We start from the raw sequence: 21,812 nt of genomic DNA on the forward strand, positions 1-21,812 counted from the left end.
GCCTGGCGGCTTTAGCGCGGTGGTCCCACCTGACCCCATGCCGAACTCAGAAGTGAAACGCCGTAGCGCCGATGGTAGTGTGGGGTCTCCCCATGTGAGAGTAGGGAACTGCCAGGCATCAAATTTAGCGTGCTGATATGGCTCAGTTGGTAGAGCGCACCCTTGGTAAGGGTGAGGTCCCCAGTTCGACTCTGGGTATCAGCACCACTTTATACTTAGGTTAAAGTTCGGCAAGAAGTAAAAGAATTTGTCTGGCGGCTTTAGCGCGGTGGTCCCACCTGACCCCATGCCGAACTCAGAAGTGAAACGCCGTAGCGCCGATGGTAGTGTGGGGTCTCCCCATGTGAGAGTAGGGAACTGCCAGACATCAAACAAGTAGAAAGGCCATCCGAAAGGATGGCCTTTTTGCGTTATATCTCTAGCTAAACCAATTCCCTCATTCGATGTTCTCACTGGTGCCGTTAATACCCTACGGACGTAGCGCTTTACCGTACTGAAACTGTAGTTGTGAAATGCATTCTGCTGGCTCGCAGTAGTGTTAAATGAATTAAATGTTATGCCAAATGCTGTACAGGTAAGGGATATAGCGAGGAGTAAGGTAGCGTATTGAAATTAATTAATATCTGATGTTATTTGCGATGGGGAATATACGTTTCTTATATCAGGCAAAAATAAAAGCGCGGCCATCGCCGCGCTTTTAGAAGCCTTATTTAGTGAGGGCGACAATACCGAGTGTCAGGCCAGCGATTGCCGCGGCGCCACCAGCAATCGCACCTGCTGTTTCCCAGTTATCCTGGGTAGTGCCCTTCATACAGGTATTGGTGTGAACCAGTCGCCCCTGATCGTCGTATACCGGTACACATGGGGAATCGTGCGCGCAACCAGCAAGCAGCGCAGCGAGAAGTGCAACGGAAAGGAATCTTTTCATGATGTTACCTCAATATGATCGCCTATTCGCTAAAGAGCCGATGCGGCAATTAACGAATCGATGATTATTTTACCACCGCACTAATACCATGCAGCACGTGGAATAATCTCAATTTGTGTGGATTGTAAAAATTATGAAGAAAAAAGCGCGGGCAGTAATTATTAATGGAGGAAATGTGAAGAGGGGATGTGTTTTTACATTGTTTTCAGGAAATAAAAAAGGCACCAGAGGTGCCTTTATGATTTTCATTAATCCTTGTGCTTTGTAAATCGTCTCCGGACAACCACAAAGAAAACAGGAACAAAGAATATGGCCAACAGGGTGGCTGAGAGCATCCCGCCCATCACGCCCGTCCCGACCGCATTTTGTGCACCACTACCTGCACCGCTGCTGATGACCAGAGGCATAACACCAAGGATGAATGCCAGGGAAGTCATCAGGATAGGACGCAGACGCATACGCGAGGCTTCAAGCGTGGCTTCGATAATCCCTTTGCCTTCTTTATCCATGAGATCTTTGGCGAACTCAACGATCAGTATGGCGTTCTTGGCTGATAAACCAATTGTTGTAAGCAGACCAACCTGGAAGTAAACGTCATTGTTCAGCCCTCGCATTGATGCAGCCAGAAGCGCACCGATCACCCCCAGAGGCACAACCAGCATGACCGAGAATGGAATTGACCAGCTTTCATAGAGAGCCGCCAGACACAGGAACACCACAATAAGTGAAATGGCGTACAGCGCCGGAGCCTGATTCCCGGAAAGTCGTTCCTGATAAGACATCCCCGTCCAGTCGTAGCCGATGCCGGACGGCAGTTTTGACGCAAGGTTTTCCATCAGCGCCATTGCCTCACCGGTACTTTTGCCTGGTGCAGACTCACCGAGGATCTCCATTGATGGCATCCCATTGTAACGTTCCAGACGCGGTGAACCGTACACCCAGTGAGAGCTGCTAAAGGCAGAGAAAGGCACCATTTCGCCGTTAGCGCTACGCACATACAGGCTGTTAATGTCTCCGGGTAGCATACGGAAGCGAGCATCAGCCTGGACATAAACTTTTTTCACCCGTCCGTGATCGATAAAGTCGTTCACATAGGTGCCACCCAGGGCTGTTGAAATAGTCTGATTGACGTCAGACACGCTCACACCCAGCGCCTGTGCCTTCTCCTGATCGACGTCCAGCTTGAACTGTGGCGTATCTTCCAGTCCGTTAGGACGCACGCGGACCAGTAAGTCAGGATGTTCTCTCACCATGCCCAGCAGCTGGTTACGCGCCTGCGTTAACTGCGTATGCCCCAGGTTTGCCTGGTCTATCAGTTCAAAGTCAAAGCCTGTTGCGGTACCCAGTTCAATAATGGCAGGCAGGTTAAACGGAAATACAAGGCCGTCTTTGATCTGGCTGAACGCTTTCGTCGCGCGGCTGACAATCGCCTCAACGCCGTTTTCCTTGCCCGGACGCTCTTCCCATGGCTTCAGGCTGACGAAAGCGATACCGGAGTTCTGACCCTGTCCGCTAAAACTAAACCCGTTTACGGTAAAGACCGATTCAACGTTCGCTTTCTCTTTTGTCAGGTAATAATCCTGAACCTGATCGAGTACCTGCTGGGTACGCATCTGCGTCGCCCCTGCCGGCAACTGAACCATCGTCATAAACACACCCTGATCCTCTTCCGGCAGGAAGGAGGAAGGCAGGCGCAGGAACAGAACTGCCATGCCGCCGACGATGATGACGTAAACCAGCAGATAGCGGCCGGTCTTACGTAAAATGCCGCTCACGCTGTTGCTGTAGTGCTCCACACTCTTATCAAAGAGCGCGTTAAACCAGCCGAAGAAACCACCTTTCTTTTCATGATGTTCGCTGGAAACCGGTTTGAGCAGCGTTGCACAAAGAGCAGGCGTTAATATCAACGCCACCAGTACCGACAAGGCCATCGCGGAGACAATGGTCAGCGAGAACTGGCGATAGATAGCCCCGGTTGAACCACCAAAGAATGCCATCGGAATAAATACCGCCGAAAGCACCATGGCAATGCCCACCAGAGCGCCCTGGATTTGCTCCATTGACTTCTGCGTCGCCTCTTTTGGCGGCAGCTTGTCCTCAACCATGACGCGTTCTACGTTCTCGACTACCACGATGGCGTCATCGACGAGAAGACCTATCGCCAATACCATCCCGAACATCGTCAGGGTGTTAATGGAGAACCCGAACGCAGCCAGTACCGCAAAGGTGCCCAGTAACACCACGGGAACGGCGATAGTGGGAATAAGCGTTGCCCGCAGGTTTTGCAGGAACAGGTACATCACCAGGAACACGAGAACAATCGCTTCAAACAGCGTCTTCACCACTTCATGGATGGAGATCTTCACGAAAGGTGTGGTGTCGTACGGATACACGACTTTCAGACCCTGAGGGAAGAAGGGCTGCAACTGCGCCAGTTTACTCTTGATGGCGGCAGCGGTATCCAGCGCGTTTGCGCCAGTCGCCAGCTTGATCCCCAGCCCCGTTGCTGCCTGGCCATTGATTTTGGTGACCATGTTGTAGTTTTCGCCACCCAGCTCAATGCGTGCCACATCTTTCAGGTGGACCATTGAACCGTCCTGGTTCACCTTCAGCGTCACACGACCAAACTCCTCCGGCGATTTCAAGCGTGTTTGAGCAATAATTGAGGCGTTCAGTTGCTGCCCTGGTACGGACGGCGTTCCTCCCAACTGGCCCGCAGCAATCTGGTCGTTCTGTGTTTTCAGCTGGTTAATGATATCCAGAGGCGTGAGCTGATATTTGTTCATCGCGTTGCTGTCCAGCCAGATGCGCATTGCATACTGGGCACCGAACAGTTGCACGTCACCGACGCCGGAAGTACGGCTGATCGCATCTTTTACGTTAGAAGCGACATAGTCGGAGATATCATCCTGCGTGAGATTTTTATTGTCCGACACAAAGCCTGCAACCAGCAGGAAGCTGCTGCTGGATTTCTCCACGCCAATCCCCTGCTGCTGCACTTCTTGCGGCAGCAGCGGCATGGCGAGCTGGAGTTTGTTCTGAACCTGCACCTGCGCGATATCAGGATCCGTACCCGACTCGAACGTCAGCGTAATGGTGACGTTACCGGCGGAATCACTGGTGGACGACATGTACATCAAATTATCGATACCGTTCATGTTCTGTTCGATAACCTGAGTTACGGTGTCCTGTACCGTCTGGGCATCAGCGCCAGGGTAGGTTGCTGTCACCGCCACCGCTGGCGGCGCAATGGTCGGATATTGCGCCACCGGCAGTTTTAAAATGGCCAGCCCGCCCGCAATCATCAGAATGATGGCGAGCACCCAGGCGAAAACAGGCCGTTGAATAAAGAAATTAGCCATGTCGTTATTCCTTAACTGGCTGGAGTCGCGGCGGTATCAGGAATAGCCACGACGGTAACGCCAGGGCGAACTTTTTGCAGGCCGCTGATAATGACGCGGTCGCCGTTTTTCAGGCCTTCCGTGATCAGCCAGCGATCGCCAATCGCCTGCGGTGCAACGACAGTGCGCGATTCCACCTGGTTTTTATCGTTTACCACAAGCACGGTGGCATCCCCGCGCGGTGTACGGGTTACCCCCTGCTGGGGAACAAGAATGGCATCAGGCTGTGTACCTTCGTCAATGCGTGCACGGACAAACATACCCGGTAACAGCATATGCTGAGGGTTAGGGAAGAGGGCGCGAAGGGTGATTGAGCCGGTACTTTCATCTACCGTGACATCAGAGAACTGGAGAGTCCCTTTCAGCGGATAAGGCTGGCCATTTTCCATCAGCAACTCGACGCTGCTGGTGTCTCCTTTTTGCAGGCTCGTCTGCTGCTTCAGGCGCATAAAATCGCTGCTGGATTGCGTCACATCGACATAAATGGGATCGAGTTGCTGAACCGTCGCCAGTGCAGTTGCCTGACCATTAGTGACTAACGCCCCTTCGGTGACGCTGGATTTACCAATACGCCCGTTGATTGGGGAGGTGACTTTCGTATAAGCCAGGTTGATCCGCGCGCTTTCAACGCCAGCCTTCGCGGCAACGACGCTCGCATCCGCCTGCTGGGCGGTTGCCACCGCCTGATCGTACTCCTGCTTGCTCACATATTGCGTACCGACCAGCGGAACGTAACGTTTCACCGTCAGATGAGCGATATTGGCCGCCGCCTGTGCTTTTACCAGTTCACCTTTCGCATTGTCGTAGGCTGCCTCATAGGTGGCCGGATCGATCTGATAAAGGGAGTCACCTGCTTTGACGTCGCTGCCTTCGGTAAAATTACGGTGCAGAATGATACCACTTACCTGGGGACGAACCTCCGCAACACGATACGCGTCAGTTCTGCCAGGCAATTCTGTCGTTACGGCCAGTGGCGCGCTTTTAACAATATGAACACTGACCTGAGGAGCTTGCGCATGCTGCTGTGGGTTTTCTTGCCCATCGCACCCGGTGAGCAGAGCGGCACAGACAATGAAACCGGATAAGGGTAAGCATCTGAAGTGATTCGTCATTACTGTTCCTTAAACTACCCCTGAACCGATATTTGTCATGAATCGGTGAAAGGGTGTGAGGCAAAAAAAGAAATGTAGCTGCGTATAATAATGAGGGTATTTAATGTTTTTTAATTTATAAGTGCTGATGGAGCTTTTAAAAAGTAAAAATCGGAATCTGACCCAGTGCATTCGGCACTCTATTTCTGTCAGGATAATCAACGAAATGCTTTTTGGTGAAAGCTATACATATGTTTTATGTATTTAATATATTCAATTTATTCACGAGGCTTATAAATTAAACGAATTGACTTTTTTTGTGCAAAACTAACAAGGATTTTGGTTAATACTTTGTCTGACACGACCACGGCAATATCCTTTGATAACGTATCAATCTTGTAAGTAACGAGTAGCAGGTAATGGCGCGCAAAAAGAAAGAAGAGGCTCAAAAGACCCGCCAGCAGCTGATTGATGCCGCTATCAGGCTATTCGCGACGCGTGGCGTGGCCAGCACCACGCTTACCGACATTGCCGATGCAGCTCAACTCACTCGCGGGGCGGTTTACTGGCATTTCTCGAGTAAAGCGGAAATATTTAACGCAATATGGGAACAGCAATTGCCGCTGCGTGAAATCATTCGTGACAGGCTAATGCTTTCCGAAAATGACGACCCTTTGTTAATGCTTCGTGAACAATTTATTGTTGCGCTGCAATATATTGCGAGCGAACCCCGACAGTATGCGCTTTTACAAATTCTGTATCATAAGTGTGAATTTCATGACGATGTGATTTCAGAATGTGAAATACGCAAGCGGATCGGTTTAAACGATGATTATCTTCGCAAGACGCTTAAGCGATGCATTGCTCATAACATTATCTCTTCGCAAACTAATATTGAACTGGCGCTGATTGTTTTCCATGCCTTTTTTAGCGGAGTCATTAAAAACTGGTTAATGGATAACACCAGTTTTGATCTGTACAAACAAGCGCCGGCGCTGGTGGATAATATTCTGGCGACACTAAATATCACCCGAGTGGCGCCAGTGGTTTACGATACAGCCTTATGACTGCGCCCGGGGTGGCGACATCTCCCCGTGCTGGCACTGTTCCATAATAGCTTGCGCGGTAATTGGTTTGCCCAGCAGATAACCCTGTAGCGTATTGCATCCCAGTTCTGTCAGGAAGGTCTGCTGCGCTGCGGTTTCGACCCCTTCCGCCACGACCTTCAGATTCAGCGTTTTTGCCAGGGCGACAATCGCCGAGACAATTGTCGCATCTTCGCTCTCTCCACTTAACTCTTTCACAAAAGCGCGATCGATTTTCAACTCGCAGGCGGGAAGCCGCTTAAGATAGAGAAGGCTTGAGTAACCTGTACCAAAATCGTCTATTGAGGCTTTTACTCCCGCATCCGTCAGCGCTGTCAGGACGCGTACGCTTTCGTCCGGATTGCTCATTGCCGTGGTTTCAGTCACCTCAAGGATCAACATGCCTGGCGGCACGCTATGGCGCGTCAGACAATCGAGAACCGTTTTAACCAGCGACGGCTGTTCGAACTGCAACGTAGAAAGATTCACCGCCATTGACCAGTCCGTGTGGCCCTGAAGATGCCATTCACGCAGCTGGCGGCAGGCCTCGTCGATTACCCAGTTTCCAATCGGAATAATCAGCCCTGTTTTCTCTGCCAGCGGTAGAAACAGGTCGGGGGAGAGTAATCCCTGTTTAGGATGCTGCCAGCGTAACAGCGCTTCGAACCCAATGACCGGCCCGGCAGGGGCGTGGAATTTAGGTTGATAAAGCAGGCGTAACTCATCACGGTCGATGGCCTGCCACAGATCATTCATCAGCTGTAGATGCGTCTGCGCCAGCGTATTCATTGACGGCTGGAAGAAGTGATAGCCGTTGCGACCCATATGTTTCGTGTGGTACATCGCAGCATCAGCGTTAAACATTAGTTCACGATCGGTTTTGCCATCGTGTGGATAGAGCGCAATGCCAATGCTCAGGGTGACCATCAGTTCGTAAGGATCGAGATGGAACGGGCTATCAATGACGCGCACCAGTGAATTTGCCAGTGAGGCAGCATCATCCGGGGTGGCGGTTTCGGCCAGCAGCACGAATTCATCCCCACCGATACGCGCCAGCGTGTACTGACCTTTCAACTGCAACAGCAAACGCTGAGTCACCGCTACCAGAAGCTTGTCACCGACATCATGACCATAGGCATCGTTGACGGTTTTAAAGCCGTCGAGATCCATAAACATCAGCGCGAAAGGGCTTCCTTCGCGATCGGCCTTGCTGATGGCCTGATCGAGGCGATCCTCAAGCAGAATACGATTGGGTAATCGCGTCAGCGTATCATGCAACGCCAGCTGTGCGAGTTCACGATTAGCTTCTGCCAGTGATGAGGCCAGCAGCGAGGTACGAGCCTGAAGGCGGGCATCAAACATCGACACCAGCAGCGTAATCCCCAGAATAGCGAGCGCGACCACGCTAACCAATATCGCCAGCCAGCTCCCGTTAATGCCATGATGGTGGACCATCGTCGACATCGGAAATTGTGCTGCTTCCATGCCAGCGTAATGCATGCCAGCGATAGCGATGCCCATGGTGATCGCCGCCCCCAGCCGCATCAACGCCATTCGTGCGGCTTCCTGACGTAAACGGAACGTCAGCCAAAGAGCGGCCAGTGAAGCGGCAAGGGCTATGACCACAGAGATAGCCACCCACGTTTTATCCCAGACAATACCCGGTGTGACCTCCAGGGCAGCCATACCGGTGTAGTGCATGGCAACAATGCCCGTTCCCATCACGACGGCGCCAGGCAGCAGCCGGCGCAAACGTAGCTGCTCGCCGCTAACGAGCCACAGGGCAAACATTGACGAGCTAATGGCGATAACCATCGAAAGCACGGTCAGGGCCGCGTTGTAACTCATGCTCATGGAAAGATCCATCGCCAGCATACCGATGAAATGCATCGCCCACACGCCAATCCCCATCGAAACACCGCCACCTGCCAGCCAGACGCGTGCAGCGACGCCCTGGCTTCCGGCAACGCGCGCAGCCATATTCAGTGCGGTATAGGCGGCAAGAATGGCAACAACAAAGGAGATGACTACGAGGATTTGGTTGTATTGGCTAACCAGCATGGTCTGTTCACTCGTGTGAGACGTTAAGCAAGAGCGGTTGGAAAGGGGACAGACATTATCATCGTCAGGAAATGACGAAAAGTGATTTAAGTCCCTGTTTTTATTGGGTGTTAACAGGGTTTTATACAGGATGGAAGCGGTTAGTCCAGCTCTGAGCAGTTGACCAGTTTAAGCGGGTTCACGGAATTCATATTGCGACATTTATCGGTTTCAGTGCTCATCAGTTCAATCCACTGCATCAGCAGCGCATCGAAAATGAAAACAGAGACAGCAAAAACGACCAGCCACCAGTATTTACGAATCATGTGTCATTCCGCGAAAAGAGAGCCTGTAAGTTGGTGGAAATATACACGAAAAGCGGGCGTTGAAAAGTGGGGAAAGGGAAGGTTTACAAAGCGTTGACGGTTGCCCGCCCGGACGATAAAAAAGGCGCTTCCCCATGCCGAAGAGCGCCTTTTTAAACAAGCAGTTAGCTAATCGAAATTAGTTCATGCCGTATTTTTTCAGTTTCTTACGCAGGGTACCACGGTTGATGCCCATCATCAGGGCAGCGCGGGTTTGATTACCACGGGTGTATTGCATCACCATGTCCAACAGTGGCTGTTCAACTTCAGCCAGTACCAGCTCATACAGGTCATTAACATCCTGACCGTTCAGTTGAGCAAAATAGTTCTTCAGTGCCTGTTTAACCGAGTCACGCAGGGGCTTTTGAGTCACCTGATCCTGAGAGTTAACGGTAGAAACGGTCAGTACGTCAGAATTTACGCGTTGTTCGAACATAGTTCTGTCAGCTCTTTATTTCATTACGCAAGATTTTCGAAGTATGCCTCCAACGCCTCCAGCTGTTCGCTGGCATCCTCAATGGCGTTGAATGTGCGCCGAAACTGGTCATTTGGAGCGTGCTCCTGGAGATACCAGGAGACGTGTTTACGCGCAATTCGGTACCCTTTTGCCTGGCCGTAGTGGTCATGCAATTCCCGAACATGCGAACAAAGCAAGCGCTTGACCTCTGCCAGAGGCAGCGGGGCAAGCAGCTCCCCAGTGTCCAGATAATGCTGGATTTCCCGAAAGATCCAGGGTCTTCCCTGAGCGGCACGTCCTATCATCAGAGCATCAGCTCCCGTATAGTCGAGCACAGCTCTGGCTTTAAGCGGGTCAGTAATGTCGCCATTCGCGATAACCGGAATGGAAACTTTCTGCTTAACTGCCCGAATGCTGTCGTATTCAGCTTCACCGTTGAACAAACAGGCGCGAGTGCGTCCATGAATGGTCAGGGCCTGAATGCCACAGTCTTCGGCCAGTTGGGCAATCTCTACGCAGTTACGGTGTTCCGGCGACCAACCCGTGCGAATCTTCAACGTAACAGGAACGTCCACTGCGCTGACAACCGCCGTCAGGATTGACTTCACCTGGTCGGGGTATTGCAGAAGGGCTGAACCTGCAAGCTTGCGATTCACCTTTTTGGCCGGGCAACCCATATTGATATCAATAATCTGGGCGCCACTTTCCACGTTAATACGCGCGGCATCTGCCATTTCTTCAGGCACGCTTCCGGCAATTTGCACGGTGCGGATACCTGGTTCATCCACGTGCACCATCCGAAGGCGGGACTTGTCGCTTTCCCAAACCTGCGGGTTAGACGACATCATCTCGGAAACGGTTAATCCTGCTCCCATCTCGTAGCACAGCGTCCTGAACGGCCGGTCGGTAATACCTGCCATTGGGGCTGCGATCAGGCGATTTCTGAGCTGGTGGTGTCCGATGCGCATGAGTTAAGAAATGACCATACTGTGACTGCAAGGCGGCGTATATTACGCATTTTTTGCACGAGATGAAAGGCCAAACTTTGAACAATCCTCTGTTGTAGATCAAGGAATCGCCAGTCATTCTTTTGGGATAAGATTATTCGCTATTTAAATCATTGTGTTATGAATAAATGAACATTTTGTGGGCGCTTACAATTTCCCGTAACTTCTCATCATTTCTGAATAAATGGATCAATTGTTCGGGATAATCTGCTGCTATAAGCAGCAGATTATGGCGCTTCTTTGCGATCTGCGTCGCATTTCAGCACAGGATATCAACGTAAAAAATCGACTTATTCAACAACCAGACGGCCATGAAGCGGCTGAACCGGGCGGCTGTTTTCGTGGTGCAGAGTGTGAGTAAATTTTTGCAGCTGTTCAGCAGAGACGGTCAGCGGATGCTTGAGGACCAGCCACGTTACCCCTTCTGAACACGGTGGGGTGGTCAGAGAGCCGCTAAAACGCCAGTAAGTTTTATCCGCGGGCAGTAATTTATTCATATCAAGGGTTGGCTTAATCGTGACGTTCTGGTCAACCTGTCCCGGCATCACGCCCCAGAGTTTATCCAGTTCAGTGTTTGCAGCGCCCTGATCGAACATAACGGCAACGACCGTCAGTTCGCCGTCAGCGTTTTTATGGACCAGATGCATTTCCATTGCGTATTTTTTACCGTGCACCGTGTTTTCGGATGGTGCATGGAAATGGAACTGCTGTAACGTCCAGCGCTGTTTATCAAGCGTGATGCTGTCGCGTGTATCGGCATTTTCACTCGCCTGGATAGTATGGCCGTTATTTGTCAGAATGACCGGGCCGTCGATATAGTGCGTTTCCAGCGGAGAGATGTGGGCTTTGACCGTGTTATCTATGTTGACCGGCGACTGATACATTCCGCTTTTACACGTCTTGTACGCCTCGTCCAGTTCGCCCCAGTGTTCCGGTGCGCCTTCTCCTTGATAGCTCCAGTGTGATGCGTAAGCCGTAGCCGAAATCATGCTCAGCGCCAGCAGCGCTGCCTTGCCTGAAATGTGTTTCATCATATTCTTCCTGTGAATTTTATTATCCAAATCAATAATTAACATTGTGATTTGTGGGGTTATTTTATCGAAGAAAGGAAGAAGGCGGGAGAAAAAACCGAAGGAAAAAGGCGTGGTCAGACGACCACGCCAAACGCTTATTTTTTATGACCGGTGATGCGACACCACTCTTCTTTCTCGACCACCGGGTCGAGCGCAAAGAGATCGGCGTAGGCTTCACAGACGCTGTCTGCCTGGCTGGCAAGGATACCGGACAGGCCCAGCAGACCGCCTTCAACCGGCAGCACGCTGATTAACGGCGCCAGCTCGCGTAATGGGCCAGCCAGGATATTCGCGACCACCACATCGGCTTTCATCGCCTCTGGCTGTGCATCGGGCAGATACAGTTCAAGGCGATCGGAAACGCCATTACGCTCGGCGTTATCACGGCTGGCCTGAATCGCCTGCGGATCGATGTCGATCCCGATGGCTTTTGCCGCGCCCAGTTTCAGTGCTGCGATAGCAAGGATCCCGGATCCGCAACCGAAGTCGATCACGGTTTTGCCTTCCAGATCCAGGCCATCCAGCCATTGCAGGCACAGGGAGGTTGTCGGGTGGGTACCGGTGCCGAACGCCAGACCCGGATCCAGCATCACGTTGACGGCGTTTTCATCGGGCACTTCACGCCAGCTTGGGCAGATCCACAGACGCTGACCAAACTGCATCGGATGGAAGTTGTCCATCCACTCGCGTTCCCAGTCTTTGTCTTCCAGCTGTTCAATTTTATGCGCGAAACCCGCGCCCAGCAGCGGATGGTTTTCCAGAATCGCCACGACCTCTTTCATATCGGTTTCTGCATCGAACAGGCCGATAACGTCCGTATCACCCCACAGGCGCGTTTCGCCTGGCAGCGGCTCAAAGACCGGCGTGTCATGCGTGTCCTGGAAGGTGATAGAGACCGAACCGGCCTCCATCAGCGCATCACTCAGTTCTTCGGCGTTCGCGCCGGTTGTGTTCAGTTTTAATTGGATCCACGGCATGGCAAAACTCTTTATTTGTCAGTAGAAATCAGGGCAGTTTGTGGCACCGGTCGACCAAAACGGTTTCCCACCACAAACGCCAGTAAACTTAACAGTAACGAAGGCACGATCGGATGGAAGCCCAGATACTGAATTTTAAACGTGGCGAGAACGGCATACAGGACGCCCCCGACAATCATGCCGCTTAATGCACCCGCGGCATTCGCGCGTTCACAGTACAGCCCCAGCACCAGCGGCCACAGGAAAACGGCCTCCAGCCCGCCAAAGGCGAGCAGGTTTAGCCAGATGATCATCTCCGGTGGACGCCACGCGGCCAGCAGCAGTAACGCCCCCAGCACCAGGGTAATCACCGCCGACATACGCTTGAGGCGTCGCTCATTTTCGACCTGTTCAGGGCGCAAATTCAGATAGAGATCTTTAATGATCGTAGCGGAACTTTGCAGCAACTGAGCGTTGATGGTCGACATAATGGCCGCCATGGGTGCGGCGAGGAAAATCCCGGCGGCAAACGGCGGAAGCACTTTCACCATCAGGGTCGGAATGACCAGATCCGGTACGGTAAGGTCAGGGATAACCGCGCGGCCCAGCGCGCCCGCCAGGTGCATACCAAACATCAGGATCGCCACCACAATTGTCCCGATAATGATCCCGCGGTGCACCGCTTTGCTGTCTTTATATGAGATGCAGCGCACGGCAGTATGCGGCAGGCCAATCACGCCAAAGCACACCAGCACCCAGAACGAGGTCATAAAGGTTGGAGAGAGGATGTCATCCGCCCCCTGCGGCGAGACCAGTTTCGGATCGATCGCTTCCAGGGTTTCAACCGCATGGCTCAGGCCCCCTGCGGCATGCACGATACCCACCAGCAGAACGAGAGTGCCAATGAGCATCACCATCCCCTGCATCGTGTCGTTGAGCACGCTGGCGCGGAACCCGCCAAACGCGGTATACAGCGCGATACTCACACCGAAAATGACCAGGCCCGTCTCATAGGGGATACCGGCTGCCGTCTCCAGCAGACGTGCGCCGCCGATAAACTGCACCGTCATTGCGCCAATAAACGCCACCAGCAGACTCAGGCTTGCCAGCCATACCAGCAAGCGACTCTGATAGCGAGCAAACAGCATATCGTTCAGCGTTACGGCATTGTAGCGACGGGCCAGAATGGCAAACTTTTTACCCAATATGCCCAGAGAGAGCCAAATGGCAGGCAGCTGGATCATGGCCAGCAGTACCCAGCCCAGCCCGTACTTATAAGCGGCGCCCGGGCCACCGATAAACGAGCTGGCGCTGATGTAAGTAGCGGTCAGCGTCATGGCCAGCACGACGCCACCCATTGAGCGGCTCCCGAGGAAATACTCGTTCAGAAAGGTGCCGGTCGAACGTTTACGCATCGCATAAACCGACAGGCCAAACACCAGGAACAGGTAAGCGATAAGGGGCAGAATGACTTCAAGCTGCATCATCGTCCTCCAGTGAAATATCGCGATAGATGAATTTCACCATCGCCCAGCACAGCAGGATAAACATCAGCGGCAGCAGCAGGCAGGCCATTTCAAACCAGTGCGGGAGGCCGGTAATGCCAATCGCCGAATCAGGTAAGTAAGCAGTTACTAACCATGCGGCGAGATAGAGAAGGGTCAGCCACAGCGCCCAGCGCGCTTCTTTATGGGCCTGAACAAAACGTTTGTCCATTTTTTGTCCCTTGTGGATGAAGAAAGCGGGGATTGTACATGATGGGGCTTAGCGATCCCCAGAAATAAAAAAGGCCGGATAATCCGGCCTTTTAGCAACACTGATCTCTTACTTCTCGTTCAGACCGAGTTTTTTCTCCAGGTAGTGGATGTTAGTCCCACCATTCTGGAAGTGCTCGTCGCTCATAATGCGCATCTGGAGATCAACGTTGGTTTTGATCCCGTCGATGATCAGCTCCTGAAGGGCGTTCTTCATGCGGGCAATGGCCACGTCACGGTTTTCGCCGTAGCAGATTAGCTTACCGATCATTGAGTCATAGTACGGCGGTACGGTGTAACCGGCGTAGATATGGGACTCCCAGCGCACACCAAAGCCACCCGGCGCGTGGAAACGCGTGATTTTACCCGGGCTTGGCAGGAAGGTGTTCGGGTCTTCGGCGTTGATACGGCACTCTACCGCATGGCCTTTAACCACAACTTCTTCCTGTTTGATGGACAGCGGCTGACCGGCTGCGATACGCAGCTGTTCTTTAATCAGGTCAACGCCGGTGATCATTTCGGTAACCGGGTGTTCAACCTGAATACGGGTGTTCATCTCAATGAAGTAGAACTCGCCGTTTTCGAACAGGAACTCAAAGGTACCCGCCCCGCGATAGCCGATATCGACACACGCTTTGGCGCAACGCTCACCGATGTAGCGACGCAGTTCCGGCGTAATGCCCGGCGCTGGCGCTTCTTCGACGACTTTCTGGTGACGACGCTGCATGGAGCAGTCACGTTCTGCCAGATAGATCGCGTTACCCTGACCGTCAGCCAGCACCTGAATTTCGATGTGGCGTGGGTTTTCCAGGTATTTTTCCATGTACACCATGTCATTGCTGAAAGCCGCTTTCGCTTCCGCTTTGGTCATGGAGATGGACTGCGCCAGTTCAGCATCGCTGCGTACAACGCGCATACCGCGACCGCCGCCGCCGCCGGACGCTTTGATGATCACCGGATAGCCAATGCGTTTAGCATGGGCGCGGTTAGCATCCATATCGTCGGTCAGCGGGCCGTCAGAGCCCGGTACGGTTGGCACGCCAGCTTTTTTCATCGCGGTGATGGCAGACACTTTGTCACCCATCAGGCGAATGGTGTCAGCTTTCGGGCCAATGAAGATAAAGCCAGAGCGTTCAACCTGCTCAGCAAAGTTGGCGTTCTCAGAGAGGAAACCATAACCCGGGTGAATCGCGACCGCGCCAGTAATTTCGGCGGCGCTGATGATCGCCGGGATGTTCAGATAGCTTTTTACGGACGGAGCCGGACCGATACAGACCGTCTCATCCGCCAGCAATACGTGTTTTAAATCGCGATCCGCGCTTGAATGCACGGCCACGGTCTTGATGCCCAGTTCTTTACAGGCACGAAGAATACGCAGTGCAATCTCGCCACGGTTGGCGATAACAATTTTATCCAGCATGTTCGCCTCGTTACTCGATGACGACCAGCGGCTCGTCAAATTCTACCGGCTGACCACTTTCGACCAGGATCGCTTTCACAGTACCTGATTTGTCTGCTTCGATCTGGTTCATCATTTTCATGGCTTCAACGATGCACAGGGTATCGCCTACGTTGACTTTCTGACCCACTTCGATGAACGCCTTCGCGTCCGGGCTCGGGGTGCGGTAGAAAGTACCAACCATTGGGGAACGTACGATGTGACCACTGATTTCTGTTGCAGCCGCAGGTGCCGCTTCTGCTGCCGCTGGCGCAACGGCTGCGGAGAGCGCAGGCTGCTGCACTGGCGCAGCATAAGCTTGCTGCATTACCGGGAAGCTAGCGGCTGGGGCTGCACGGCTGATGCGTACAGACTCTTCGCCTTCAGAAATTTCCAGTTCGGAGATGCCTGATTCTTCAACCAGCTCGATCAGTTTTTTAATCTTACGAATATCCATGAGTGGGTTCCGTACTCTTGTTTAGTGTGATTGTGACAAGCGTTTTACCGCTGTCTGTAAAGCGTATGAATAGCCGTCTGCACCCAGCCCACAAATCACGCCAGCGGCGATATCTGACAGGTAGGAGTGGTGGCGGAACGGCTCTCGGGCGTGCACGTTACTCAGGTGGATCTCGATAAACGGGATACTCACCGCGAGCAGTGCGTCGCGTATAGCAACACTGGTGTGCGTAAACGCGGCCGGATTGATCAGGATATAGTCCACAGTGTCTTTAGCCTGATGAATACGGTCGATGATTGCGTACTCCGCGTTAGACTGAAAATGGTCCAAATCCACATTCAGCGACGCTGCTTCCGTACTCAGACGGTTAACAATTTCGCTCAATGTTAGCGTGCCGTACTTCTCTGGCTCACGGGTGCCGAGCATGTTCAGGTTCGGTCCGTTTAAAACTAAAATTTGGAATTTATCAGCCATTATGCCGCTATCTCCTGCGATTTTCGGGTAAAAAACAACATATACCCTCAAAGCGCAATTGTCACCCTTTCAGAGGCCTAAAACCCCTGTCCGGAAAACCGAAGTCGCACATTATAACGATTTCGTAGCATTTGGCAGCTAAATACTGGTCTTATCAGGGAAGATTATCAACCGCTATCCGAAAAAGATTCGCGGTTGATAAATAATCTGCGGGAAAACGCACAGTTTCGTGAACTATCGCAACCACTGGCGGAACTTCTTGTAACGCCACGCTAAAAGGGCCAGGGCCAGCAGGGCGTAGATGACCGGCTGAGGGGATAAAATCTTCACCGACCACAGGTAATGAATAGGGGCGAGGATCGCGACGAGATAGACGAAGTTATGCAGTAGTTGCCAGCGTCGACCCAATTTTCGCTGCGCATACTGCGTGGATGTCAGCGTCAGCGCCAGTAAAACCAGCCAGCTTACGATACCCAGCGTCAGATAGGGACGCGTCACCAGTTCGCTGCCAAGGAGTGCCAGGTTATTAATGCCCAGTTCCAGCAGGGCGTAGCTGGTGAGATGCAGCGTTGCCCAGGCGAAACACCATAGCCCTAAAAGCCGACGGGTGCGTATCAATAATGGCTGTTTAGCGTAGCGCGCCAGCGGTGAGACGAGCAAGGTCGCCAGCAAAAATTTCAGAGCCATCCGACCCGTAAAATGCTGAATATCTTTCGCCGGATCGGCACTGAACTGTCCCTGGCTGGCTGCCCAGAAGAGCCAGATAAAGGGGAGCAATCCGGCTAAATGCAGGAGTACCTTCAGCCAGGTTATCTGCTTTGCCGTTAAACGCACTTAGAAGTTCTCCCGTAAGTTCAGACCACGGTAGAGGGATGCCACCTCATCCGCATAGCCGTTAAATAGCAGCGTTGGCTGGCGTTTAACATCCAGCGCGCCGCCGGAACCGATAAAACGTTCTGTTGCCTGCGACCAGCGCGGATGGTCAACGTGCGGGTTAACGTTGGCAAAAAAACCATACTCGTCAGGCGCTGCCAGGTTCCAGGTGGTGGGGGGGCGTTCACGGGTGAGCTTAATGCTGACGATCGATTTGATGCCCTTGAAACCGTATTTCCACGGTACGGTCAGGCGAATGGGCGCCCCGTTTTGCGGCGGCAGCGCTTTGCCATAAACCCCGACGGTGAGCAGCGTAAGCGGATGCATGGCTTCGTCGAGACGTAAACCTTCAACGTAGGGATACTCCAGCCCGCCGCCGATAAACCGATCCTTCTGGCCTGGCATCTCGTCCGGGGCATAGCGCGTCTGGAAAGAAACATACTTCGCGTTGCTGGTGGGCTCAACCAGCGCCAGCAGTTTATGCAAAGGGAAACCTACCCACGGCACCACCATCGACCAGGCTTCCACACAGCGCATACGGTAAATGCGTTCTTCAAGGGGGAAGCGGGTGGTGAGGTCATGATGATCCAGCGTCAGCGGTTTTGCCACCTCGCCATCTATCTTCAGCGTCCAGGGATCGGTTTTCATGCTCCCGGCGTTGGCGGCAGGATCGGCCTTATCAAGACCAAACTCATAGAAGTTGTTATAGCCGGTGACTTTATCTTCCGGCGTCAGCGTCAGTTTATTCTGCCACTGTGCCGGTTTGGTGAAGTCAAGCGGTGCGCCGGAGGGGGCTTTCGGGCGATCGTTGCCCTTAAACCAGTCGAGCAGATCGGCATGGGCCGCAGGGGTGAGCGTCAGGGCAGTGGCGCTGATGCCAAGCATTTTCAGGATCTGGCGGCGCTGTAGCATAAAGACAGATTCAGACGTTACGTCGGCTTCCGTCAGTTTTCGGGTTTTCATGGCATCCTCCGTCAGGCGTTTTTCTAAGCATGACGGAGGAGGAGGGTTAGCGCGAATATGTCACGAAAATTTGAAGATTAGGCGATTTTAACCAGCGCACGACCGTGGAACTGGTTGTCCATGATTTTACTGGCGAACTCTGGCGCCTGGCTCAGGGTAATCTCAGTGGCGCTCTGCTCATAGAATGAGGTTGGCAGATCCTGCACCAGACGTTCCCAGGCCTCAACCCGCCGCTCGGCTGGGGTCATGACCGAATCGACACCCTGAAGACGCACGTTACGCAGAATAAATGGCATCACCGTCGTCGGCAGGGCAAATCCACCCGCCAGACCACAGGCCGCCACGCAGCCGCCGTAATTCATTTGCGCCAGCACCTTCGCCAGCACTTTGTCGCCGACGGTATCTACTGCGCCAGCCCAGACCTGTTTTTCCAGCGGGCGGGTCTCGGCAAATTCGTCGCGGCTCAGAATGCGGCTTGCGCCCAGCTGACGTAGATAATCATGCGTACTTTCGCGGCCAGAGACGGCGGCGACCTGATACCCCAGCTTGTGCAGCAGCGTGACGGCCGTGCTGCCCACGCCGCCGCTGGCGCCGGTGACGACAATTTCGCCCGAGTCAGGACGAATCCCGGCCTCTTCCAGCGCCATCACGCACAGCATGGCGGTGAAGCCTGCCGTGCCGATGATCATCGCCTTACGACCGTCCAGGCCTTTCGGCATCGGGACCAGCCAGTCACCTTTGACGCGCGCCTGTGCTGCCAGTCCGCCCCAGTGGTTTTCACCTACGCCCCAGCCGGTGAGCAGCACCTGCTGTCCGGCGTGAAAACGCGGATCTTCACTGGTATGCACGCGGCCTGCAAAGTCGATTCCTGGCACCATCGGGAAATTTCGGATGATTTTACCTTTTCCCGTAATCGCCAGTGCATCCTTATAGTTCAGGCTGGACCAGTCGATATCTACGGTCACGTCGCCCTCCGGCAGGCGGTTCTCCTCAATGGCTTGCACCGAGGCAACGGTTTTGCCGTCCTGCTGTTCTAAGATCAAAGCCTGCATACAGGGTCCTCACTAGGTTTGATGATGGGAAAATATGTCCTGATGACTATACTCGCTCAATGAAACGCAGTGCCGATTTAACGCAATAAATTGCCAGATACACCAGGTTTGATAGTATGTCGCATTTAAAATGCAAGTTAGTGCTCACTTGCCCCCCCTTCAACCCACGGAGTAATCTCAAGGATGCGATTAACGACGAAGTTCTCAGCTTTTATTACCTTGCTGACGGGGCTGACCATATTTGTCACGCTAATCGGCTGCTCGCTGAGCTTTTACAATGCCATCCAGGATAAGCTGGTTAACCGGGTTGAATCGGTTGCATCGGTTATCGACACTCGCCTGATAACGTCCTCCTTCCCGGCGCTTTCGCGTGAGCTGGATGAGTTAATGGTGCCTGTGGATATAGTGCAGATCGACATTAAACAGGGGAAGCAGACCGTTTTCAGCCATACCCGCCAGGGCAGCTATCGTCCTGCCGGCACGGTAGATCAGTATCGGGACGTCACGGTTAATTCACTTAAACATCCGGGTATGACAATTCATCTGATGTACCAGGATCCGATGAGCAACTATTTACGCTCGCTTATGACCACCGCGCCCTTAACCATCGCCGTTGCTTTTATCGTTCTGCTGATTTTCCTCGCCGTTCGCTGGCAGCGTCGTCAACTTTCCGGCCAGGAACTGCTGGAAACACGCTCCGCGCGGATACTGAATGGCGAGCGGGGTCCGCAGGTGCGGGGATCGGTTTATGAATGGCCATCACGCACCAGTAGCGCCCTGGACGTGCTGCTCTCCGAAATCCAGTTTGCCAGCGATCAGCGTAGCCGTATGGACACGTTGATTCGCTCTTATGCCGCGCAGGATAACAAAACGGGCCTCAACAACCGTCTCTTCTTTGATAATCAGCTGGCTACGCTTCTTGATGACCCCGAAAAGGTGGGTACGCATGGCGTGGTAATGATGATTCGCCTGCCCGACTTTGATCTGCTCCGTGATACCTGGGGTCAGCGCGTGGCGGAAGAGAACCTCTTTACGCTGATTAACCTGCTGTCCACCTTTATTATGCGCTACCCCGGCGCGTTACTGGCACGCTACCACCGCAGCGACTTTGCCGTCTTGCTGCCGCATCGCACCTTAAAGGAATCCGAGAGTATCGCCAGTCAGCTGCTGAAAGCCGTCGATGCGCTGCCCCAGAGCAAAATGCTCGACAGAGACGACATGGTGCATATAGGCATCTGTGCCTGGCGCGGCGGTCAGTCGACGGAGCAGGTGATGGAACATGCGGAAGCGGCAACGCGTAACGCCGTATTGCAGGGGGCGAACGGCTGGGCGGTCTATGATGATACGCTGCCGGAGAAAGGGCGCGGCAACGTGCGCTGGCGAACCCTGATTGAACAGATGCTGAGCCGGGGCGGACCGCGCATCTATCAAAAACCGGCGGTCATGAAGAGTGGTCATGTCCATCATCGTGAGCTGATGTGCCGTATTTTTGATGGCACCGAAGAGGTTATCTCCGCGGAATATCTGCCCATGGTGTTGCAATTCGGATTGTCCGAAGAGTATGACCGTCAGCAAATCACCCGCCTCATTCCGTTTTTATCGTACTGGCCTGAAGAAAATCTGGCTTTACAGGTGACCGTCGAATCGCTGATCCGTCCGCGCTTCCAGCGCTGGTTACGTGACACGTTAATGCAATGCGAAAAATCGCAACGCAAACGCATTATTTTTGAACTTGCAGAGGCAGATGTAGGTCAACACATCAGCCGGTTGCGCCCGGTGGTGCGTTTAATCAATGCGCTTGGAGCTCGCGTGGCGGTAACCCAGGCGGGTCTGACGCTGGTGAGCACCAGCTGGATCAAAGAGCTGGATGTTGAATTATTGAAGCTGCATCCGGGTCTGGTAAGGAATATTGAAAAACGCACGGAAAACCAGCTGCTGGTACAAAGCCTGGTGGAAGCGTGCAAAGGAACGCAAACGCAAGTATTTGCCACAGGCGTACGTTCACGAAGTGAATGGCAGATGTTGACAGAGCGCGGCGTGACGGGCGGTCAGGGGGATTTTTTTGCCGCCTCTCAGCCGCTTGACACCAATGTGAAAAAATATTTGCAAAGATACTCTGTTTGACCTGCCGTTTACTTTGTTTTCACGTAGAATATCGCGCCTGTAGCTTTGAGTAAGACGAGCATAAAAGCCAGTGAACGACCTTTAATGGGTTACAAGTGAAAGTGAGGGACGCTGCTGTTTACTCAGCCCTGAGGGATTCAGGGGATGAATTTGTAACAAAGGAAACGTGCTGCACTAATTTTCACCGTAGCAGACGATTTTTGCGCCTTGTCGCTGCTGCGTGTGGTTGGTAAAGTAAGCGGATTTTGTTTTCCGCCCCAGCTTTCAGGATTAT

At 53.0% G+C, this 21,812-nt stretch carries 19 protein-coding genes, 1 tRNA gene and 2 rRNA genes; 5 read left to right on the plus strand and 17 right to left on the minus strand.

Annotated features, from left to right (window positions below):
• Position 1: 1 nt before the first annotated feature.
• The 3 genes from rrf (CU081_RS06360) (at position 2) to rrf (CU081_RS06370) (ending at position 366) form a co-directional block, all read left to right on the plus strand.
• Positions 2–117, plus strand: a 5S ribosomal RNA gene (gene rrf / locus CU081_RS06360).
• A gap of 14 nt (positions 118–131) precedes the next feature.
• A tRNA-Thr gene (locus tag CU081_RS06365) sits at positions 132–207 on the plus strand.
• 43 nt (positions 208–250) lie between these two features.
• Positions 251–366, plus strand: a 5S ribosomal RNA gene (gene rrf / locus CU081_RS06370).
• Between the two features lie 340 nt (positions 367–706).
• Here rrf (CU081_RS06370) and CU081_RS06375 read toward each other — a convergent pair.
• From CU081_RS06375 to CU081_RS06385, 3 genes are all read right to left on the minus strand, one after another.
• Positions 707–928 (minus strand): lipoprotein, encoded by a 222-nt coding sequence (locus tag CU081_RS06375; protein ID WP_003860364.1) that lies wholly within the window; start codon positions 926–928, stop codon positions 707–709.
• A gap of 248 nt (positions 929–1,176) precedes the next feature.
• Positions 1,177–4,290: an efflux RND transporter permease subunit gene (locus CU081_RS06380; RefSeq protein ID WP_003860366.1), complete on the minus strand. Its 3,114-nt coding sequence runs from the start codon at positions 4,288–4,290 to the stop codon at positions 1,177–1,179.
• An 11-nt stretch (positions 4,291–4,301) separates the two neighbouring features.
• Positions 4,302–5,441 (minus strand): efflux RND transporter periplasmic adaptor subunit, encoded by a 1,140-nt coding sequence (locus tag CU081_RS06385; RefSeq protein ID WP_003860367.1) that lies wholly within the window; start codon positions 5,439–5,441, stop codon positions 4,302–4,304.
• A gap of 398 nt (positions 5,442–5,839) precedes the next feature.
• Between CU081_RS06385 and envR the strand changes: the two genes are divergently transcribed.
• Positions 5,840–6,487, plus strand: a complete 648-nt coding sequence (envR, locus tag CU081_RS06390; RefSeq protein WP_003860370.1) for an acrEF/envCD operon transcriptional regulator — start codon at positions 5,840–5,842, stop codon at positions 6,485–6,487.
• On the opposite strand, the gene CU081_RS06395 is transcribed toward envR, so the two are convergent.
• The 14 genes from CU081_RS06395 to acuI form a co-directional block, all read right to left on the minus strand.
• Entirely contained in the window at positions 6,482–8,566 is a 2,085-nt protein-coding gene (locus tag CU081_RS06395; protein ID WP_003860371.1) for a putative bifunctional diguanylate cyclase/phosphodiesterase, read from the minus strand. The two genes, envR and CU081_RS06395, sit on opposite strands and share 6 nt — an antisense overlap.
• A 140-nt stretch (positions 8,567–8,706) precedes the next feature.
• Positions 8,707–8,871 (minus strand): DUF2556 family protein, encoded by a 165-nt coding sequence (locus CU081_RS06400; protein ID WP_003860373.1) that lies wholly within the window; start codon positions 8,869–8,871, stop codon positions 8,707–8,709.
• Between the two features lie 178 nt (positions 8,872–9,049).
• Entirely contained in the window at positions 9,050–9,346 is a 297-nt protein-coding gene (gene fis, locus CU081_RS06405) for a DNA-binding transcriptional regulator Fis (RefSeq protein ID WP_000462905.1), read from the minus strand.
• 23 nt (positions 9,347–9,369) lie between these two features.
• Positions 9,370–10,335, minus strand: coding sequence for a tRNA dihydrouridine synthase DusB (gene dusB / locus CU081_RS06410; protein WP_022651936.1), 966 nt, complete (start codon positions 10,333–10,335; stop codon positions 9,370–9,372).
• 329 nt (positions 10,336–10,664) lie between these two features.
• A complete protein-coding gene (locus CU081_RS06415; RefSeq protein ID WP_003860379.1) occupies positions 10,665–11,405 on the minus strand; it encodes a carbonic anhydrase in 741 nt (246 codons plus the stop codon).
• 137 nt (positions 11,406–11,542) lie between these two features.
• Positions 11,543–12,424 (minus strand): 50S ribosomal protein L11 methyltransferase, encoded by an 882-nt coding sequence (prmA, locus tag CU081_RS06420; RefSeq protein WP_003860381.1) that lies wholly within the window; start codon positions 12,422–12,424, stop codon positions 11,543–11,545.
• 11 nt (positions 12,425–12,435) lie between these two features.
• Positions 12,436–13,887 carry a sodium/pantothenate symporter gene (gene panF / locus CU081_RS06425; protein WP_022651934.1) on the minus strand — a complete coding sequence of 484 codons (1,452 nt, stop codon included), beginning with the start codon at positions 13,885–13,887 and terminating at the stop codon, positions 12,436–12,438.
• Positions 13,877–14,119: a YhdT family protein gene (locus CU081_RS06430; protein WP_022651933.1), complete on the minus strand. Its 243-nt coding sequence runs from the start codon at positions 14,117–14,119 to the stop codon at positions 13,877–13,879. The genes panF and CU081_RS06430 overlap by 11 nt, the downstream gene beginning before the upstream one ends.
• Before the next feature lie 108 nt (positions 14,120–14,227).
• The gene (gene accC, locus CU081_RS06435) at positions 14,228–15,577 is read right to left on the minus strand and encodes an acetyl-CoA carboxylase biotin carboxylase subunit (protein ID WP_003860388.1); all 1,350 of its coding nucleotides are present in this window, start codon (positions 15,575–15,577) and stop codon (positions 14,228–14,230) included.
• A 10-nt stretch (positions 15,578–15,587) separates the two neighbouring features.
• A complete protein-coding gene (gene accB, locus CU081_RS06440) occupies positions 15,588–16,052 on the minus strand; it encodes an acetyl-CoA carboxylase biotin carboxyl carrier protein (RefSeq protein ID WP_003860389.1) in 465 nt (154 codons plus the stop codon).
• 21 nt (positions 16,053–16,073) lie between these two features.
• On the minus strand, positions 16,074–16,526 hold the full coding sequence (aroQ, locus tag CU081_RS06450; protein ID WP_003860391.1) for a type II 3-dehydroquinate dehydratase: 453 nt from the start codon (positions 16,524–16,526) through the stop codon (positions 16,074–16,076).
• A gap of 234 nt (positions 16,527–16,760) precedes the next feature.
• Positions 16,761–17,360 (minus strand): protein-methionine-sulfoxide reductase heme-binding subunit MsrQ, encoded by a 600-nt coding sequence (gene msrQ, locus CU081_RS06455; protein ID WP_003860393.1) that lies wholly within the window; start codon positions 17,358–17,360, stop codon positions 16,761–16,763.
• On the minus strand, positions 17,361–18,362 hold the full coding sequence (gene msrP / locus CU081_RS06460) for a protein-methionine-sulfoxide reductase catalytic subunit MsrP (RefSeq protein WP_003860395.1): 1,002 nt from the start codon (positions 18,360–18,362) through the stop codon (positions 17,361–17,363).
• A 77-nt stretch (positions 18,363–18,439) separates the two neighbouring features.
• Positions 18,440–19,414, minus strand: a complete 975-nt coding sequence (gene acuI / locus CU081_RS06465) for an acrylyl-CoA reductase (NADPH) (RefSeq protein ID WP_022651932.1) — start codon at positions 19,412–19,414, stop codon at positions 18,440–18,442.
• Between the two features lie 183 nt (positions 19,415–19,597).
• Between acuI and csrD the strand changes: the two genes are divergently transcribed.
• On the plus strand, positions 19,598–21,538 hold the full coding sequence (csrD, locus tag CU081_RS06470) for an RNase E specificity factor CsrD (RefSeq protein WP_022651931.1): 1,941 nt from the start codon (positions 19,598–19,600) through the stop codon (positions 21,536–21,538).
• The last annotated feature ends 274 nt before the right edge of the window (positions 21,539–21,812 follow it).

The organism is Enterobacter sp. CRENT-193, from assembly GCF_002787395.1.
Taxonomy (GTDB): Bacteria; Pseudomonadota; Gammaproteobacteria; order Enterobacterales; family Enterobacteriaceae; genus Enterobacter; species Enterobacter hormaechei_C.

Coding starts and splice junctions, on each gene's coding strand:
- CU081_RS06375 (WP_003860364.1), bottom strand. CDS start 928: ATGAAAAGATTCCTTTCCGTTGCACTTCTCGCTGCGCTGCTTGCTGGT.
- CU081_RS06380 (WP_003860366.1), bottom strand. CDS start 4,290: ATGGCTAATTTCTTTATTCAACGGCCTGTTTTCGCCTGGGTGCTCGCC.
- CU081_RS06385 (WP_003860367.1), bottom strand. CDS start 5,441: ATGACGAATCACTTCAGATGCTTACCCTTATCCGGTTTCATTGTCTGT.
- envR (WP_003860370.1), top strand. CDS start 5,840: ATGGCGCGCAAAAAGAAAGAAGAGGCTCAAAAGACCCGCCAGCAGCTG.
- CU081_RS06395 (WP_003860371.1), bottom strand. CDS start 8,566: ATGCTGGTTAGCCAATACAACCAAATCCTCGTAGTCATCTCCTTTGTT.
- CU081_RS06400 (WP_003860373.1), bottom strand. CDS start 8,871: ATGATTCGTAAATACTGGTGGCTGGTCGTTTTTGCTGTCTCTGTTTTC.
- fis (WP_000462905.1), bottom strand. CDS start 9,346: ATGTTCGAACAACGCGTAAATTCTGACGTACTGACCGTTTCTACCGTT.
- dusB (WP_022651936.1), bottom strand. CDS start 10,335: ATGCGCATCGGACACCACCAGCTCAGAAATCGCCTGATCGCAGCCCCA.
- CU081_RS06415 (WP_003860379.1), bottom strand. CDS start 11,405: ATGAAACACATTTCAGGCAAGGCAGCGCTGCTGGCGCTGAGCATGATT.
- prmA (WP_003860381.1), bottom strand. CDS start 12,424: ATGCCGTGGATCCAATTAAAACTGAACACAACCGGCGCGAACGCCGAA.
- panF (WP_022651934.1), bottom strand. CDS start 13,887: ATGCAGCTTGAAGTCATTCTGCCCCTTATCGCTTACCTGTTCCTGGTG.
- CU081_RS06430 (WP_022651933.1), bottom strand. CDS start 14,119: ATGGACAAACGTTTTGTTCAGGCCCATAAAGAAGCGCGCTGGGCGCTG.
- accC (WP_003860388.1), bottom strand. CDS start 15,577: ATGCTGGATAAAATTGTTATCGCCAACCGTGGCGAGATTGCACTGCGT.
- accB (WP_003860389.1), bottom strand. CDS start 16,052: ATGGATATTCGTAAGATTAAAAAACTGATCGAGCTGGTTGAAGAATCA.
- aroQ (WP_003860391.1), bottom strand. CDS start 16,526: ATGGCTGATAAATTCCAAATTTTAGTTTTAAACGGACCGAACCTGAAC.
- msrP (WP_003860395.1), bottom strand. CDS start 18,362: ATGAAAACCCGAAAACTGACGGAAGCCGACGTAACGTCTGAATCTGTC.
- acuI (WP_022651932.1), bottom strand. CDS start 19,414: ATGCAGGCTTTGATCTTAGAACAGCAGGACGGCAAAACCGTTGCCTCG.
- csrD (WP_022651931.1), top strand. CDS start 19,598: ATGCGATTAACGACGAAGTTCTCAGCTTTTATTACCTTGCTGACGGGG.